Consider the following 16,284-nt stretch of genomic DNA (forward strand, 5'->3'; position numbering starts at 1 on the left):
CAGGTGAATGCCGTGTCGACTATCCGAAAACCCCTGGATGCAACTGCCATCGCGCTGATGGTGCTGATCTGCCTTGTCTGGTCGGTTCAGCAGATCGGCCTGAAGGCGACCGGCCATCTTGCCGCGCCGGTGCTGCAGATCGGCATCCGTTCGGTGATCGCAGCGCTCTGCGTCTGGACCTTGGTGCGCTTTCGCGGCGAACGAATCGCATTTTCCGGCGGAGTTGCCGTGACTGGGGCGTTCGTCGGTCTGCTCTTTGCGTTCGAATTCCTGCTGGTGGGCGAAAGTATCAAGCATACGTCTGCATCGCATGTGGTGGTGTTTCTCTATACGGCGCCAATCTTTGCAGCGCTCGGCCTGCATTGGAAGCTGCCATCGGAGCGGCTGGCCGCCGGGCAGTGGGCCGGCATCGCTTTGGCCGCCATCGGTATTGCCATCGCTTTCATCGGCAATGGCTCGTCCACATCCGGAGACCTTTCCTCCATGCTGCTGGGTGATCTGATGGCATTGGTCGCCGGAGCCGGCTGGGGTGCGACAACCATCGTCATCCGCTGCTCCCGCCTCAGCGCCGTCCCGGCAGCGCATACGCTGTTCTATCAGCTGGCGACGGCCGGACTGATTCTCACCGTTGCCGCCGTCGTCTCGGGGCAGACCCTTGTTGTGCCGACCTGGTCGCTCGGCCTCAATCTGGCGTTCCAGTCGCTGGTGGTCTGCTTCTTCAGCTTCCTGGTCTGGTTCTGGATGCTGACGAAATACCGGGCGTCGCAACTGGGCGTGCTGTCTTTGATGTCACCCCTGTTCGGTGTCGTGCTCGGCGTTCTGCTTCTCGGGGAGCCGCTGTCGAGAGAATTCGTGCTCGGCTCGTCGATCGTGCTGGCCGGCATCGTGATCGTTACCGGCTATCCCTGGCTCCAGCAGTGGCGGTTGCGGCATGCCCAGCCCATCGCCGCAAAACGCGGCGCTGATTAAAGCGGTCGTTCGCCGAAATATGTCGCCAGGAAGATGGCGGCGGTTGACGCACCCTTGCCGGAGATGGTGTGGGGCAGGCCCGGCTCGAGCAAGCTTTCGACCGTCAATCCGGCCTGGCGAAGTCTTGCTGCCGCCTTTTCCGTTTCTGTTGCCGGGATGACCGGATCGGCCGTGCCGTGGATCAGCAGCACCTCGGTCGATACCGACGGATTGTCCGGTTTAGGCGAGGCCAGACGGCCGGAAAATCCGACGACGGCACCGACCGGCCAGCGGCCGCTGACGATGGCATCCAGCGACATGATCGTCCCCTGCGAAAAACCGACGAACGCGACGCGATCGAGCTTTTCGGCAAAACCGTATTCTTCGACGATAGCAGAAACGACCGCATCGAAACCGGCACGGGCCGCTTCGATGCGCGCCGGACGATTGTCCTCGGTGACGCCGACAACGCTGAACCATTGGTAGCCATTGCCGAAACTGGAGTTCTCCGGCGCGTTCGGCGCCACGAAGATGGTTTGCGGCAGGTTGCCTGCCAGCGCATCGGCCAGCGGCGCGATATCACCACCGCTGGAGCCGACCCCATGAAGAAGGATGACGAGGCTATCGGATTTCGGGTCGGTCATGCTGGAGCCTTTTCGGTGTCCGCCCTGCGGCTGGGCGTCGAAGCCGCTTAACGCAAAGACAAATCGCCCGCCAGACGTCATCCGGTGGCCGCACTGTTCATCATTCTGGATACGAGCGCTGAGATCTCAGATGGCGGCGCGAACCCGCTCCCAGGCATTGCCGAGATGCCGGCCCAGAACCTCAGAAAGCCGCGCTTCGTCGCGGGCTTCAAGCGCCGCGATCATCTCTTCGTGCTCGGCGACGGCGGCGGCCCATTTTTCCGGGCCTTCATGGCCGATGAAACGGATCCGCTTCAGCCGCGTCTGCAACATCTGGTGCAGATCGGCGAGAGTGGCGTTCCTGGCGAGCTTGACGATCCCGGAGTGGATCTCCTGGTTCAGCTTGTAGTATTGCAGCCGGTCGCCATCGCGGTAGCGGCGAACCATTTCGTCGTGCACGGCGCGCATATGGGCGATCTCGTCGTCGCTGGCCAGTTGGCAGGCGAGCTTGCCGGCCAGTTCCTCGAGATTGCGCAGCACGGTGAGCATGTCCTGCACATCCTTGGCGCTGAAACGCTTCACGACGGCGCCTCTGCTCGGCACCAGTTCTACCAGGCCTTCACTGGCGAGATATTTGATCGCTTCGCGCAACGGCGTGCGTGACACGCCGAGTTGCTCGCCCAACTGGCCTTCGTGCAGCCGCGTTCCCGGCTCCAGATTGCCCTCTATGATCATGTCGCGCAGGTGGTTGACAAGCGTGTCATGCAGCGCCGTGCGGCGGATGGGGCCGGGTCCGCCATCGGCCGGGCGGTCTAACGTGCTGATCTGAACCATTTTTTCTTCTTCCACCCTGTTTGTCCCTGCCGCGACGAGTCATGCGCCTTGCCGTCTCTAAAAGCATCGCAAGACGGCCAAAGCGCGTCAACAAAAAATGCTGCATACAGAATACAAAAGACTTGATGCAGAATTTTGAATGCCGTATGAAGGTGAAATCAGGCATGAAGTGGAGGAACATCATCATGACCACGAACGGTGCAGCGGAAGCGCGTCCCGTCATCGCGCTCGCCATGGGCGACCCGGCTGGCATCAGCCCGGAGCTGACCGCGCGCATTCTCGCCCTCGATGAAATCCGCGAAGCCGCGCACATCATCACCATCGGCGACCGCCGCGTTCTCGACGAAGGCGCCCGTGCAGCCGGCCTGACGCTCGACCTGGAAAGCGCGGCCCTGGATGGTCTCGGCGCCACAGGCAAGGACCGCCATGTCTTTGTTGACCTGAAGAATCTCGATCCGGTGGATGTGACCCGCGGCGAAGCCACGCTTGCCGGCGGCACCTTCGCGACCCACAATTTTCGCGAGGCGCTGAAGCTGGCGCATGCCGGCGGCGCTGAGGCCGTCTGCTTCACGCCGTTCAACAAGAAGGCGATGCGGTTCGCTTATCCGGGTTATGACGACGAAATCCGTTTCGTCGCAGATGTGCTGGGTTTCACCGGCAAGGTCCGTGAGTTCAACGTCCTGGAAAAAGTCTGGAATGCGCGCGTCACCTCGCACATTCCGCTTTCGGAAGTGGCTTCGGCGATCACCGTCGATGGCATCCTCGATGAACTGGATCTGGCGCAGGCCTGCCTGAAGAAGGCCGGATACGACAACCCGAAGATCGCGGTTGCCGGCATCAATCCGCACGCCGGCGACGGTGGCAGCTTCGGCATGGAAGAGATCGACATCATCGAGCCGGCCGTGGCTGCGGCGAAGGCGCGGGGCTACAATGTCGAAGGTCCGTTCCCGGCCGACACCGTGTTCCTGCGGGCGCTGAAGGAAGATTACCAGGCGGTGCTGACCATGTACCACGACCAGGGCCAGATCGCCATGAAGCTGATGGGCTTCGACAAGGGCGTGACGATGATGGGCGGCCTGCCGTTCCCGCTCTGCACCCCGGCGCATGGCACGGCCTATGACATCGCCGGCAAGGGCATTGCCGATGTCGGCGCGAGCCGCGAGGCGATCCTGCTTGCGGCCCGCATGGCCAAGCGCGCATCCGCATTTTCTGCTGCCGCCTGATTTTCAGCGGTTTTCCAAACTAGCGGCATGGAGGAGGTCCCATGCCGCGACACTCAACGGAGGAGTTGACTATGAAAAAATCCCTATCTTTCGCATGCGTGGTTGCGGCCGCTCTCGGCATCGCCGCTCCGGCGTTTGCTTTCGAGCCGAACCGTCCGGTCGAGTTCGTCGTCACCGCCGGCCCCGGCGGCGGCACGGATATCTTCGCCCGCACCATCCAGGCAATCATTGCCAAGTATGAGCTGATGAAGGCGCCGGTTGTCGTGACCAACAAGGGCAGTGCCGGCGGTGCGGAAGGTTTTGTCTATGCCGCTACCGCCAAGGGCGATGCCCACAAGCTGGCTTTCGGCACCAACAACGCCTACCTGCTGCCGATCCGCGCCAAGGTTCCCTACAAGTCGGAAGACCTGATCCCGGTTTCGGCGCTCGCCGCCGACGAGTTCGTGCTTTGGGTCAACGGCAAGTCCGAGTTCAAGACGGCCGCTGACTTTGTTGCGAAGGCGAAGGAATCGGGTGACCTGAAGGTGGGTGGCAGCCAGTCCAAGGATGTCGACCAGATCCTCACCTCGATGATCAACGATGCGACCGGCGCCAAGCTCGGCTACATTCCCTTCAAGAGCGGCGGCGAAGCGGCCGTGCAGCTGGCGGGCGAACACATTGCCGCCAACGTCAACAATCCGAGCGAAAATCTCGGCCAGTGGCAGGCCGGCATGGTCAAGCCGCTGTGCGTCTTCAAGTCTGAAAAGCTGAAGAGCGACGCCAAGGTTGCCGGTGAGATGGGCTGGGCCGATATCCCGACCTGCAAGGAAGCCGGCATTGCCATCGACAACTACTCCATGCCGCGCACCGTCTGGCTGCCGGCCGGCGTCGAGCCTGATGTCGTGCAGTTCTATGCCAATGTCCTCAAGAAGGTTGCCGAAACGCCGGAATGGGCGAAATACCTCGCTGACACGTCGCAGTCTCCCGCTTATATGAGCGGCGAACAGCTCGCCACCTTCATCAAGGGCGATGAAGCATCTGTGAGCACCGTGCTGAAGCGCGAAGGTTGGCTGGCCAACTGATCTTCCCAAGATCAGTGCGGACGCCTGCGGGCGTCCGCACACCATTCGAAAGGCTCAAGCCATGCAAGAACAGAGTGAAAAGGGTCTGCCGCGTTTCGTCATGGAAGCGGGCACGGCGCTCTTGACCGGCGCCTTCGGCGCGGCCGTTTGCTACGGTTCGATCGAAGCCGGCGCCGGCTGGACCGACATGGGGCCGGATGCAGGATATTTTCCCTTCTATATCGGCCTGCTGATCATTCTCGGGAGCCTGGTCAACCTGGCCTATGCGTTCATCAAGCATCGCGGCACCGGCGAGATTTTCGTCGAGGCGGCGCGGTTCAAGGCCGTGCTCAGCTTTTTCCTGCCGCTTTTGGCATTCGCGGCGGTGTCCACCTTTCTCGGCCTCTATGTCGGCACGGCGCTTTATATCGCCGGGGTCATGATTTTCCAGGGCCGCTACAAGTGGTGGATCGGCCTGCCCGCCGGGATCGCGGTCTCTCTCATCTTCTTCATCATTTTCGAGATCGGTTTCAAGGTTCCGCTGCTCAAGGGACCGGTCGAGGCCTGGTTCGGGATCTACTGATCCCGCCTGCCGGCTGTCTTCGGAGGAAAGACATGGAAAATATCGGTTTGTTGATGGATGGCTTCGGCCACGTCCTGAGCTGGAACCACATCCTGCTGATGATGCTGGGCGTGACGCTCGGCATCCTGGTCGGCGTGCTGCCGGGGCTGGGTGCGCCGAACGGCGTGTCGCTGCTTCTGCCGCTGACCTTTTCCATGGATCCGATCTCGGCGATCATCCTGCTCTCCTGCATGTATTGGGGCGCGTTGTTCGGCGGTTCCACCACATCGATCATCTTCAACATTCCCGGCGAGCCATCCTCCGTCGCAACGACGTTCGATGGCTACCCGATGGCCAAGCAAGGCCAGGCAAGCCGCGCCTTGACGCTCGCCTTCGTCTCCGCCGGTCTCGGCGCGCTGGCCGGTGTGGTGATGATCACGCTTCTGTCCGGCTGGGTCGCCAACTTCGCGCTGCGCTTCTCCTCTCCGGAATATTTCGCCGTCTATTTCCTCGCTTTCTCCAGCTTTATCTCGATGGGCGCGCAGTCGCCGTTCAAGACGCTCGTGTCGATGATGATCGGTTTTGCGCTCGCCTCGATCGGCATGGATACGATCTCCGGCAATCTGCGCCTGACTTTCGACATTCCGGAACTGATCAAGGGCGTGTCGTTCCTGATCGCCGTCATGGGCCTGTTCGGTATCGGCGAATTGCTTCTGACCACGGAGGAGGGCCTACGCTTCGACGGCGTCAAGGCGCGGGTCAAACTGTCGGAAATCGGCCGTACACTGATCGAGATGCCGCGCTACTGGTTCACCATTCTCCGCTCGACGCTGATCGGCATCTGGATGGGCATTACGCCGGCCGGCCCGACGGCCGCCTCATTCATGAGCTACGGTGTTGCCCGCCGCTCGGCTCGCGACAAGTCGCAGTTCGGCAAGGGCGACCCGCGCGGCATCGTTGCACCGGAAACCGCCGACCATTCCGCCGGCACCTCCGCTCTGCTGCCGATGCTGGCGCTCGGCGTGCCGGGTTCGGCGACAGCGGCCGTGATGATGGGCGGCCTGATGATATGGGGTCTCACGCCCGGCCCGACGCTGTTCACCGACCGTCCGGATTTCGTCTGGGGCCTGATCGCCTCGATGTATCTCGGCAATATCGTCGCGGTCATCCTCGTCATCGCCACCGTGCCGCTCTACGCCTCGATCCTGCGCATCCCGTTCTCGATCATCGGCCCGATCATCGTCGCCGTGATCTTCTCGGGCGCCTATCAAGTCGGTAACTCCATCACCGACATGTGGATGGTTCTGGCCTTCGGCGTGCTGGGTTACGTCTTCAAGAAGCTCGATTATCCGCTGGCGCCGCTGGTGCTTGCCATGGTGCTGGGCGACAAGGCGGAGGATGCCTTCCGCCAGTCGATGCTGATGTCGAACGGCAGCCTGTCGATCTTCTGGTCCAACGGTCTCGTCACGACGCTGATGCTGATCGGCCTCGCGCTCCTGCTTTCGCCACTGTTCTTCTGGGTCGTCGGTCTCGTCCGTGGCCGCAAGCAGGAAGTGGCCGAAGTCCGCCATGACGGCACGCCGGCCGTCTGACCCGTCCACAAAGACCTCAAAGGGAAGCTCCGATGAACGCGACGCCGCGCAAGTGGAACAACGAGACATGGCCGATTGCCGCCGCCATGATCCAATACCCCAACATGCTCGCCGACGGCACGTCCGTGCAGGATCAGTCGGTGGAACAATGGGCGGAAACGCTGGCCGATGTCGTCGACGCCGGCTTTACCGAACTCGATCCGACCGACAGCTGGCTGCGCCTTGCCGATCTGACGTCGGCGCGACTGGACGATTTCGTCAAGCTGACCCAGTCGCTCGGTCTCACCATCCCGGCGATCTCGACCTCACGCCGCAGCGTCATCGATGCCATCAATGGTGACGAGTATCTGGCTTACGGCCACCGCGTCATCGACACGGCAAGCGCCATCGGCGCCGGCGCCGTATCCTTCGGCCTGTTCGAACCGCTGACCGACGCTCAGAAGAAGGCCTTGTGGTTCTGGACCGTCGATGGGGCCAGGAACCCGGACGACCCGGCCGTCTGGCAGAAAGCCGTCACGCGCATCCGCGAACTCGGCCGCCACGCGGAAGAATTGGGCATCGAACTGTCGCTGGAAATGTACGAGGATACCTATCTCGGCACGGCGGATAGCTCCGTTCGTTTCGTCGAGGATGTCGGGCTTGCCAATGTCGGCATCAATGCCGATCTGGGCAATCTCATTCGTTTGCACCGTCCGGTCGAACATTGGCAGCAGATGATGGCCAAGGTGGCGCCTCATGCGAAATTCTGGCACGTCAAGAACTACACCCGCACGGAAGATCCGGCATCCGGCGTGATCGTCACCCACCCCGCGCCGCTGGAATCCGGCATCATCAATTACCGCGCCGCCATCCGCATGGCCCTGGCGCACGGCTTTTCCAGCCCCTTCCTCTGCGAACATTACGGCGGCGACGGCCTCTCCGTCAGCGCCAGCAACCGTGATTACCTGCGGCGCATCCTGCCGCGTTGACAAGGACTTCAGCCATGACCACGATTTTCGACGCGCCGGAAGAGTTTGCAACGACGGCGCTCGCCGGTTTCGCCGCGCTCTACAGCCGTTTCATCCGTCCGGTGAAAGGTGGCGTGGTGCGATCCACGGCCGTGCCCGAGGGCAAGGTCGCCGTGGTTGTCGGCGGCGGTTCCGGCCATTATCCGGCTTTTGCCGGTTATGTCGGTCCGGGCCTTGCGGATGCCGCCGTTGCCGGTGACGTCTTTGCTTCACCCTCGACAGCCGCGGTCGCCCGCGTCTGCCGGCAGGCCCATCGCGGCGGCGGCATTTTGCTTGGTTTCGGCAACTACGCCGGCGACGTCCTGAATTTCGGCGTTGCCGCCGAGCGCCTGCGTGCCGAGGGCATCGACGTGCGTATCGTGCCGGTGACGGACGACGTCGCCAGCGCATCGGTGGAGACACCGGCAAAACGCCGCGGCATTGCCGGTGATCTCGTCGTCTTCAAGGTGGCGGGTGCTGCGGCTGAAGCCGGCCTCTCCCTCGACGAGGTGGAGCGGATCGCCCGGCATGCCAATGCCCGCACCGTCTCCTTCGGCGTCGCTTTCGGTGGCTGCACCTTGCCGGGCGCTGGCCAGCCGCTGTTCACAGTTCCGGCCGGCCAGATGGCGCTCGGCCTCGGCATTCATGGCGAACCCGGCATCCGCGAAGAGGCGATCGTTTCCTCCAGCGAGCTTGCAAAACTCCTGACCGAAAAGCTGCTTTCGGAACGCCCCGAAGGCACGAAAAGGGTCGGTGCGGTGCTGAATGGCCTCGGCTCCACCAAATACGAAGAGTTGTTCGTGCTCTGGACCGCTGTCGCCAAGCAGTTGGCCGATGCGGGCCTGGAGGTCGTGGCGCCGGAAGCCGGCGAATTTGTCACCAGCCTCGATATGCAGGGATGCTCGCTGAGCCTGATCTGGCTCGACGAGGAACTGGAAACCCACTGGACGGCGGCTTGCGACAGTCCGGTCCTGCGCCGCGGTGCCACGATCGCCACCACGCCGGCCACCGACGTGCTGGTCAACGAGGATGGTCCGTCGAGCTATCCCGAGGCAACGGAAGAAGGCAAACGTGGCGGCGCCTGCATTGCCGACCTGTTTGGCGCAATCGCCGGCCTGTTGCGGGAGGCTGAAGAAGAGCTTGGCCGTATCGATGCGCGCGCCGGCGACGGCGATCATGGGCAGGGCATGTATCGTGGTGCAACCGCGGCTTTCGATGCGGCCAAGGCCGCAAGTGCTGCCGGCGCCGGCACTGCGAGCGTTCTTGCTGCTGCTGGCGATGCCTGGGCGGATCGCGCCGGCGGCACGTCGGGAGCGATCTGGGGCCTGTTGTTGCGCGCCTGGAGCGGCAGCCTCAACGACAACGCTGCGCCTCAGGCCGCCGATGTGGTGAAGGGTGCCCGCCAGGGGCTCGACAGCGTCTCCCGCCTTGGCGGCGCAAAACCCGGCGACAAGACGCTGGTGGATGCGCTCGTGCCGTTCGTGGAAACGCTGGAGGCAAGCACCGCCGCCGGCAAGCCGATGGCTACGGCATGGGCCGATGCGGCAGAAGCGGCAAAGACCGCGGCAGATGCAACGGCCAGCCTGACGCCGAAGCTCGGCCGCGCCCGGCCGTTGGCGGAAAAGAGCCTCGGCCATCCCGATGCCGGCGCCATATCGCTGGCGATGATCGCCGGTTGCGTTGCCAGGAAACTCGGATGATCGCTGCCGTTGCCATCGGTGATAATCCGGCGGCAACCTGATTCCCGGCGAAGGGTGGATAGCCTCGTTTCCACCCTCGCCAGCCTCTGCGACAAGGCGTAAAGCTGATGGTACCAGAATCGCAAACGTGGAATCGGAACGACCATGGCGCAGACAGCCCTTATTATCGTCGACTTGCAGAACGACTATTTCGATGGCGGCAAATTTCCGCTCGTCGGTACGCAGGTGGCCGCCGCCAACGCGGCGAAACTGCTCGAAACCTTCCGCGAAAAGGGCGATTTCGTCGTGCATATCAAGCATGTGTCGACGGAAAGCGATGCGGGTTTCTTCGCGCCGGGAACTGATGGTGCCGAGATCAATCCCGCGGTTGCACCCAATGACGGCGAAGCCGTGGTGGTCAAACACGCCATCAACGCTTTCCAGGGGACCGACCTGAAGTCCCTGCTGGACGGCAAGAACATCGAGGATGTCGTCATCGCCGGTGCGATGAGCCACATGTGCGTCGACGCCGTGACGCGGGCAGCGGCAGACCATGGCTACCGTGCGACCGTGGTCCATGATGCCGTGGCGACGCGTGATCTCGAGTTCGGCGGCAAGACCGTGCCTGCCGCCGATGTCCACGCGGCCTTCATGTCGGCCCTCGCTTTCGGCTATGCCGCCGTCGTTTCGACCGAGGCCTATCTCGGCTACGCTTGATCTGTCAGGCTTGAGCGATTTTTTACTCGCCCGGGTCCTGCCCGGGCGTTGTCGTTGATTGGCTCCGCCCGCCTGTCGCTCAGAATTGCAACAGCGTTTCCACCTTGGCGCGGATCTTGGCAACGGAAGGCACAGCCCAATCGAGCAGGGCGCGCTGGTGGGGGCTTGGAATGTCCGGCATCGTCAGGCGCGAGACCGGCGCTTCGAGATACATGAACGCGTCTTCCGCGACCACGGCGGAAATTTCGGCACCAAAACCAGCCGTACCCAGATCCTCGTGAACGATCAGGCAGCGCCGCGTGCGCCGTACCGAAGCGAGGACGCTTTGCCGGTCCCAGGGCATCAGGGTCCTGAGATCGATGACATCGGCGGAAATGCCTTCGACGGCCTCCTCGCAGCGATGCACCATGGCGCCCCAGGTCACGAGCGTGATCTTGTCGCCGTGGCGGGTCAGGTTCGCCTGGCCGAAGGGCAAGGCATAATCGTCTCCAGCGTAGGGTCGGCGCGCCCAGACGTGGTCGAGCATGGCGCGATGTTCGAAGAAAATGACCGGATCGTTTCCGCGCAGAGCGGTACGCAGCAGGCCAACCGCATCCGTCGCGTTCGAGGGGACCGCGACTTTCCAGCCGGGTTGGTGGATGAAGGCAACCTCGTTGGTCTGGCTGTGCCAGGGATCGCCGGTCTTCAGAAAGCCGCCGGGCATGCGCAAGACCATCGGCGCGGCGAAGCGATTGTTGGTACGCCAGCGGATGGTGCCGCAGTCGTTGATCTGCTCCGTGGCCGGATCGGCATATTTGCGAAACTGGATTTCCGGCACCGGCATCAGGCCGGCAAGCGCCATGCCGACAGCGCGCCCGACGATGCCTTCTTCGGAGAGAGACGTATCGAAGACGCGTTCGGCGCCGAACCGCTGCTGCAAGCCGAGTGTCACGGCATGGACACCACCCTTGCGGCCGATATCCTCACCGAAAAGCGCCACACGTTTGTTGACGGAAAGTTCGTGCTCCAGCGTACGGCGGATCGCCGCCGCCATGCTGATGCGCTGGCCTTCGCCTTGGGCGGTTTCCGTCGTTGCCGGCAGCAGCGCACCATGACCCTGCAAGCCGCCGACCACCGGCATTTCACCTTCGAAATAGACGTGGCGCGTCACGCTTTCGGGGGCGGCGATCGGGCGGCTTTCGGCTTCGATCCTTGCCGCTTCTGCCGTCTGCATGGCGTGCAGCTTCGTTTCCTCCCATTCCTCCTCGCTCAGCACTGCCGGCACGATATGGTTGCGCAGGCGCGGCAGCGGATCGCGGGCCCATTCGCTGCGAACGACATCCTCGCTCTTGTAGGCCTGCGTATCCTGAAAACTGTGACCCTGCAGGCGCGGCACGCTAAGGCGCAGGAGCACCGGGCTGCGCTCGCAACGTACCTCGTTTACGGCTTGTTGCATCAACCGTGCTGTCTCGGCCGGATCGCAGCCATCGCCCTGCAGGATACGGAGGTTGCGCCAGGCCGAAAGATTGGCAGCGATGTTGCCGCCCGGCGTCTGCATGCTCGAGGGGACGGAGATGCCGAAACCATTGTCCTCGATGTAGAACAGCATTGGCAGGTTCTGGGTGGTGGCGATGGTCAGTGCCGACCAGAAGCCGTTCGAGGCAACGGAGCCATCGCCGCCGCAGGCCACAGCAATGCTTCGCTCATAACCGGGTTCACCGAGCACTTCCCCGTAGTACCGGATCGACTGTGCCCACCCGGCGGCCGGGGTGTATTGCGTGCCGACGCCACCGCTCATCGGCAAGGCGGAGGGACCTTGCGGATTGGGGTAATTGAAGGTCACGCCGATATCGCGGCCGTCGGAATAACCGCCGGCGCGGCCCATGGCCGAACCGAGCGCATCAGCCGGATCGACGCCGAGAGACAGGAGGAGAGGACGGGAGCGATAATAACCGCAGACCGCATCATGCCGGTCCGTCAGTAGGCTGCCGAGCACGATCTGCGCCATGTCGTGGCCGCGGGCGGAAAACTGGTAGTGCAGCTTCTTTTCCGGGACCAGGCGGGTTTCTTCCAACTCGTCCAAGGCACGCGACAGGTGCAAGAGATAAGAAATGCGTTTCCAGTCGACGGCTTCGTCCAGAGCGGTGCGAATGACCTGTTTGAGTGCAGCCTGTGCCATGGTTTCCTCCCACAGTTTCAGATTGCGAAATTATAGGCGGCTCCCACGAAAATGCGTTTCAAAGCGCGCGAAGATGGCTATGATTTTGATCGAGACAATTCGTGTTTTCAGGATTCGTGATGAAAACAGTTCATATCGATGAAATCGACAAGAAGATTCTCAGGGTGTTGCAGAACCGGGGCGACATCAGCCATGCCGTGCTGGCCGAGGAAGTGGGGGCCTCCACGGCGTCGTGCTGGCGGCGGATCAAGGCGCTGGAGGAGCAGGGCGTTCTCGGACCGACCGTGCGGCTTCTCGACCCGGACCGGATTGGCCGGGGCCTGAACGTGTTTTGCCAGGTGCGGATGAAGTCGCACGATCCGGCGGCGCGGCGGGATTTCGAGGATATTATCCAGACTTATGAAGAGGTGATCGAGTGTTACTCGATGTCCGGTGAATGGGATTATCTCATCCGCGTCGCGGTCCGGGACGTCAAGGATTACGAGCGGCTGCTCATGCACGATATCCTGACGCACCCGGCGGTGGCGAATTCGTCATCACATTTCGCGCTGAAGAGCGTGAAATATACGACGGAACTTCCCTTGTAAGCGGCTTAACCGCGGGCGACGGCGGCGACTGCCGTAGCGAAACCGGGCGTGCGCATCAATGTCCGACAACGGGCAAAGCGGCCATCGGCATAGGCGCGAAAATCATCCACCGGGTTGTCGTTGGCAAGCTGGATGAGGCCCCACAGCGTCCAGAGCAGGTCGCACATCGCCTTGTAGATGACGATGCGGCCCCGTTCGGCCGGTTTCGGCTCGCCGCCGAAGTAGGCGCGGATCATCTCTTCTTCCTGCGCCGCATCGAAACCGGCCTCCACCGAAAGGTCGCCGAGATCCCACATCGGATCGTTCATGCCGGAATACTCCCAGTCGACGATCCACATGCGGTCGCCGGTATCGAGGAAGTTTTCGCACAGCGGATCGCAATGGCAGGCGACGGAGGGCAGGGGATGGGCGGCAAGTGCTGCCCGCACGCTCTCCGCGTCCCTGAGGATGTCGTGGTAACCTTCTGGAAGATCGACGTCTTTCGTCGACAGGATGTCGAGGTAGCTGTCGATCATCGCAAACAGCTCGAAGCGGGCGGGAAATTGCGCGCCGCTCTGATGCAGCTGCCGGAAGGCCGCGCCGGCGCGGCCGGGTGAGCCGGTTATGCTGCGGAAGCGATCCGGCGACATGGTGACGGCGCCGTCGATGAAGCGCGAGACGAAGATGCCGGTTTCGGGATCGGCGTGCAGGATCTCTGGCCCGACACCAGCTTGGGCGACCTCGCGGGTCGCCACCAGTTCGTTGGCGCGGTCGATATATTCTTCCGTGCCCTTGCCGGGGATGCGCAGGCAATAATCGCCGGCCCGGAAGACAAGGTTGGTCATGCCGCCCTGCCGCTCGATCGGGCCAGTGTAGCTTGCCAGCAGCGGAATGGCGGCGATGGCGGCGGTCGCAAGGTCGATATCGGTTTCGCCGCTCATGCCTTCAGCCTTTCCATCTTCGCGTCATAGAGGGTCCGTGCGCCACGGCGGGCTGCATAGACCTTGCCGAAAGCCTCGATCTCGAAATCCTCGCGGCCGGCGATATCGGCCGGCAGGTAGCCGAAGGCAATGGTGCGGCCGAGGGTATAGCCGTAGCCGGTTGAGGAGGTGGAGCCGACCACCTTGCCGTCGACCATCACCGCCTCGCCACCGTGGAACGGGGCGAAACCTTCCACCGTGTAGGAGACGAGCTTGCGGCCGACGCCCTTGGCCTTGAGGTCGGCGAGTGCCGCCCGGCCGATGAAATCACCCTTGTCGAGAGCGACGCAGAAGCCGAGACCGGCTTCGTAGGGATTGTAGTCGGGCGTGATGTCGCCGGACCAGTAAAGATAGCCTTTCTCCATGCGGCAGGCATCGATGGCGCGATAGCCGGCATCGGCAATGCCGAACGGTTCGCCGGCTGCCCGCAGCGTGTCGTAGACGTGCGCGGTATATTCCTGGTCGATGTAGAGTTCGTAACCCAGTTCGCCGACGTAACCGATGCGTACGGCAAGCACGGTGGCACCGCCGACCTCGATGTCGCGCGCCGTCAGGAAGGGGAAGGCGGCATTCGACAGGTCGTTATCGGAAACGCTCTGCAGGATGTCGCGGGCGCTGGGACCGCAGATGTTCAGCGTCGCCAGCCGGTTGGTGACGTCACGCAGCGTGATACCGTCAGGCAGGTGTCGCGCCACCCAGTTGGAATCGCGCAGGCCGAAACCGGAGCCGGTGACGAGATAGAGCAGGTCGTCGCGGATATGCAGCAGCGTGACATCGGCCTCGATGCCGCCTTTTTCGTTGCAGAGCTGGGTGTAGACGGCCTTGCCGGGCGGACCGGAAAGGTCGTTGGCGGCGATGCGCTGTAGGGCGGCAAGCGCGCCTTCGCCACGGATCTCGAATTTCGAGAAGGAGGACTGGTCGATCAGGGCGGCCCGCTCGCGGATCGCGCGGACCTCCTCGCCGACGGCATCGAACCAGTTCGGCTTGCCTTCGAAGGAGGGCACATCCTTGGCTTCCGCGCCGGATGGCGCAAACCAGTTCGGCCGCTCCCAGCCGAATTTCGAGCCGAAGACGGCGCCGTTTTTCGCCAGCGTGTCGTGCAGCGGCGAGCGGCGCAGGCCGCGCATCGCCGCCGGTTCCTCGCCCGGCCAGTGGATCTTGTAATAGGCGCCGTAGGCTTCGATGGCGCGTTCTTCCAGATAGCGGCCCTGCGCGTGCACGGCGCCGAAACGGCGGACGTCGAAAGGCCAGAGGTCCATGCCGGCGTCGCCGTGCAGGATGAGGTTGGAGAGGGCAAGCCCCGCACCGCCCGACGCGGCGATGCCGGCGGTAAAGCCGCAGGCGACGTAAAAATTATCGAGTTCCGGCGCCAGGCCCATGATCGGCTCGCCGTCGAAGGAGACGGGGATCGGGCCGTTGATGATCGTCTGGATGCCGATTTCGTTCAATACCGGCAAACGGTCGGCGGCGGGCAGGGCGAAGAGTTCCAGCCGCTCCATGTTCGGTTCGAACAATTCGCGACCGAAATCGAAGGGCGGCTTGCCGCGCCAGCAGCCCCTGGAGCCGTCTTCCCAGCCGCCGATGGCAAAGCTGCCGGTGTCCGGCTTCAGGTAGAAATTGTTGTCGGGGTCGCGCAGCGTCGTTAGGTCCGGCGGCAGGGTGAGCTTCTTTTCCGTGAGGAAATATTGATGCTCGACCACGCCGGCCGCCAGCGGCACGCTGACCATCTCACCGACGCGCTTGGCCCAGAGGCCGGCGCAGTTGACGAGGATGTCGCAAGAAATCGTGCCGCCATTGGTAACGACGCCGACGGCGCGGCGGTTCTTGACGATAATCTCCTCGACCTGCACGCCTTCCTCGATGCGTGCACCATTTTGGCGGGCGCCCTTGGCATACGCCATGGTCAGCGAATAGGGGTCGATATAGCCGTCGCCGGGGATGAAGGCAGCACCCTCGATGCCTTCCTTGACGATGTAGGGGAACCGCGAGGCCGCTTCATCCGGCGACAGGGAATAGCATTCGACGCCGAAACTTTTCGCCTGGGTCATCGAGCGGCGGATTTCGCTCCAGCGCGGTTCGCTGCCGGCGAGCCGGAGCGAGCCAACCTTCTTCCAGGCGATGTGCTGGCCGGTTTCCTCCTCCAGCCGGTCGAAGACGGCGACGGAATTCTGCATCAGCCGCGTCAGGTTGCGTTTGCCACGAAGCTGTCCGACGAGGCCGGCGGCATGCCAGGTGCAGCCATGGGTGAGCTGCGCCTTTTCGAGCAGCAACACATCCTTGGCGCCGTCGCGGGCGAGGTGATAGGCCACCGAGGTTCCGATGGCGCCGCCGCCGATGATGATGATATGGGCGTGGCGATCCGCTTGGAATGTCATG

General features: G+C 63.0%; 14 protein-coding genes. 9 read left to right on the top strand and 5 right to left on the bottom strand.

What is annotated here, in order from left to right:
• The first annotated feature begins 12 nt into the window (after window positions 1-12).
• Window positions 13-969, top strand: a complete 957-nt coding sequence (locus ACSQ3I_RS04670; protein ID WP_435996511.1) for a DMT family transporter — start codon at window positions 13-15, stop codon at window positions 967-969.
• Here ACSQ3I_RS04670 and ACSQ3I_RS04675 read toward each other — a convergent pair.
• Both ACSQ3I_RS04675 and ACSQ3I_RS04680 read right to left on the bottom strand, forming a co-directional pair.
• Complete coding sequence (locus ACSQ3I_RS04675) at window positions 966-1,592, bottom strand: alpha/beta hydrolase (RefSeq protein WP_435996513.1); 627 nt, start codon at window positions 1,590-1,592, stop codon at window positions 966-968. The genes ACSQ3I_RS04670 and ACSQ3I_RS04675 overlap by 4 nt on opposite strands.
• Window positions 1,593-1,718: 126 nt before the next feature.
• Window positions 1,719-2,405 carry a GntR family transcriptional regulator gene (locus tag ACSQ3I_RS04680; RefSeq protein ID WP_435996515.1) on the bottom strand — a complete coding sequence of 229 codons (687 nt, stop codon included), beginning with the start codon at window positions 2,403-2,405 and terminating at the stop codon, window positions 1,719-1,721.
• Between the two features lie 185 nt (window positions 2,406-2,590).
• Here ACSQ3I_RS04680 and ACSQ3I_RS04685 point away from each other — a divergent pair, with 185 nt between their 5' ends.
• From ACSQ3I_RS04685 to ACSQ3I_RS04715, 7 genes are all read left to right on the top strand, one after another.
• Complete coding sequence (locus ACSQ3I_RS04685; protein WP_435996517.1) at window positions 2,591-3,628, top strand: 4-hydroxythreonine-4-phosphate dehydrogenase PdxA; 1,038 nt, start codon at window positions 2,591-2,593, stop codon at window positions 3,626-3,628.
• Between the two features lie 71 nt (window positions 3,629-3,699).
• On the top strand, window positions 3,700-4,689 hold the full coding sequence (locus tag ACSQ3I_RS04690) for a tripartite tricarboxylate transporter substrate binding protein (protein WP_435996519.1): 990 nt from the start codon (window positions 3,700-3,702) through the stop codon (window positions 4,687-4,689).
• A 61-nt stretch (window positions 4,690-4,750) separates the two neighbouring features.
• Window positions 4,751-5,251, top strand: a complete 501-nt coding sequence (locus tag ACSQ3I_RS04695) for a tripartite tricarboxylate transporter TctB family protein (RefSeq protein WP_435996521.1) — start codon at window positions 4,751-4,753, stop codon at window positions 5,249-5,251.
• Between the two features lie 32 nt (window positions 5,252-5,283).
• Window positions 5,284-6,822, top strand: coding sequence for a tripartite tricarboxylate transporter permease (locus tag ACSQ3I_RS04700; RefSeq protein WP_435996523.1), 1,539 nt, complete (start codon window positions 5,284-5,286; stop codon window positions 6,820-6,822).
• A 32-nt stretch (window positions 6,823-6,854) separates the two neighbouring features.
• Complete coding sequence (locus ACSQ3I_RS04705; protein WP_435996525.1) at window positions 6,855-7,790, top strand: sugar phosphate isomerase/epimerase family protein; 936 nt, start codon at window positions 6,855-6,857, stop codon at window positions 7,788-7,790.
• Between the two features lie 14 nt (window positions 7,791-7,804).
• Window positions 7,805-9,508, top strand: coding sequence for a dihydroxyacetone kinase family protein (locus ACSQ3I_RS04710; protein ID WP_435996527.1), 1,704 nt, complete (start codon window positions 7,805-7,807; stop codon window positions 9,506-9,508).
• A gap of 144 nt (window positions 9,509-9,652) precedes the next feature.
• On the top strand, window positions 9,653-10,204 hold the full coding sequence (locus ACSQ3I_RS04715; protein WP_435996529.1) for a cysteine hydrolase family protein: 552 nt from the start codon (window positions 9,653-9,655) through the stop codon (window positions 10,202-10,204).
• A 79-nt stretch (window positions 10,205-10,283) separates the two neighbouring features.
• On the opposite strand, the gene ACSQ3I_RS04720 is transcribed toward ACSQ3I_RS04715, so the two are convergent.
• On the bottom strand, window positions 10,284-12,362 hold the full coding sequence (locus ACSQ3I_RS04720) for an alpha-ketoacid dehydrogenase subunit alpha/beta (RefSeq protein WP_435996531.1): 2,079 nt from the start codon (window positions 12,360-12,362) through the stop codon (window positions 10,284-10,286).
• Window positions 12,363-12,481: 119 nt separating this feature from the next.
• Here ACSQ3I_RS04720 and ACSQ3I_RS04725 point away from each other — a divergent pair, with 119 nt between their 5' ends.
• Window positions 12,482-12,949 carry an Lrp/AsnC family transcriptional regulator gene (locus ACSQ3I_RS04725; RefSeq protein ID WP_435996533.1) on the top strand — a complete coding sequence of 156 codons (468 nt, stop codon included), beginning with the start codon at window positions 12,482-12,484 and terminating at the stop codon, window positions 12,947-12,949.
• 5 nt (window positions 12,950-12,954) lie between these two features.
• Here the strand turns inward: ACSQ3I_RS04725 and ACSQ3I_RS04730 are convergent, their stop codons facing one another.
• The gene (locus ACSQ3I_RS04730) at window positions 12,955-13,869 is read right to left on the bottom strand and encodes a phosphotransferase (RefSeq protein ID WP_435996535.1); all 915 of its coding nucleotides are present in this window, start codon (window positions 13,867-13,869) and stop codon (window positions 12,955-12,957) included.
• Window positions 13,866-16,283: a GcvT family protein gene (locus ACSQ3I_RS04735; protein ID WP_435996537.1), complete on the bottom strand. Its 2,418-nt coding sequence runs from the start codon at window positions 16,281-16,283 to the stop codon at window positions 13,866-13,868. Before ACSQ3I_RS04735 ends, ACSQ3I_RS04730 begins: the two co-directional genes overlap by 4 nt.
• Between the last annotated feature and the right edge of the window lies 1 nt (window position 16,284).

Source organism: Rhizobium sp. LjRoot30 (assembly GCF_964253915.1).
GTDB lineage: Bacteria > Pseudomonadota > Alphaproteobacteria > Rhizobiales > Rhizobiaceae > Metarhizobium.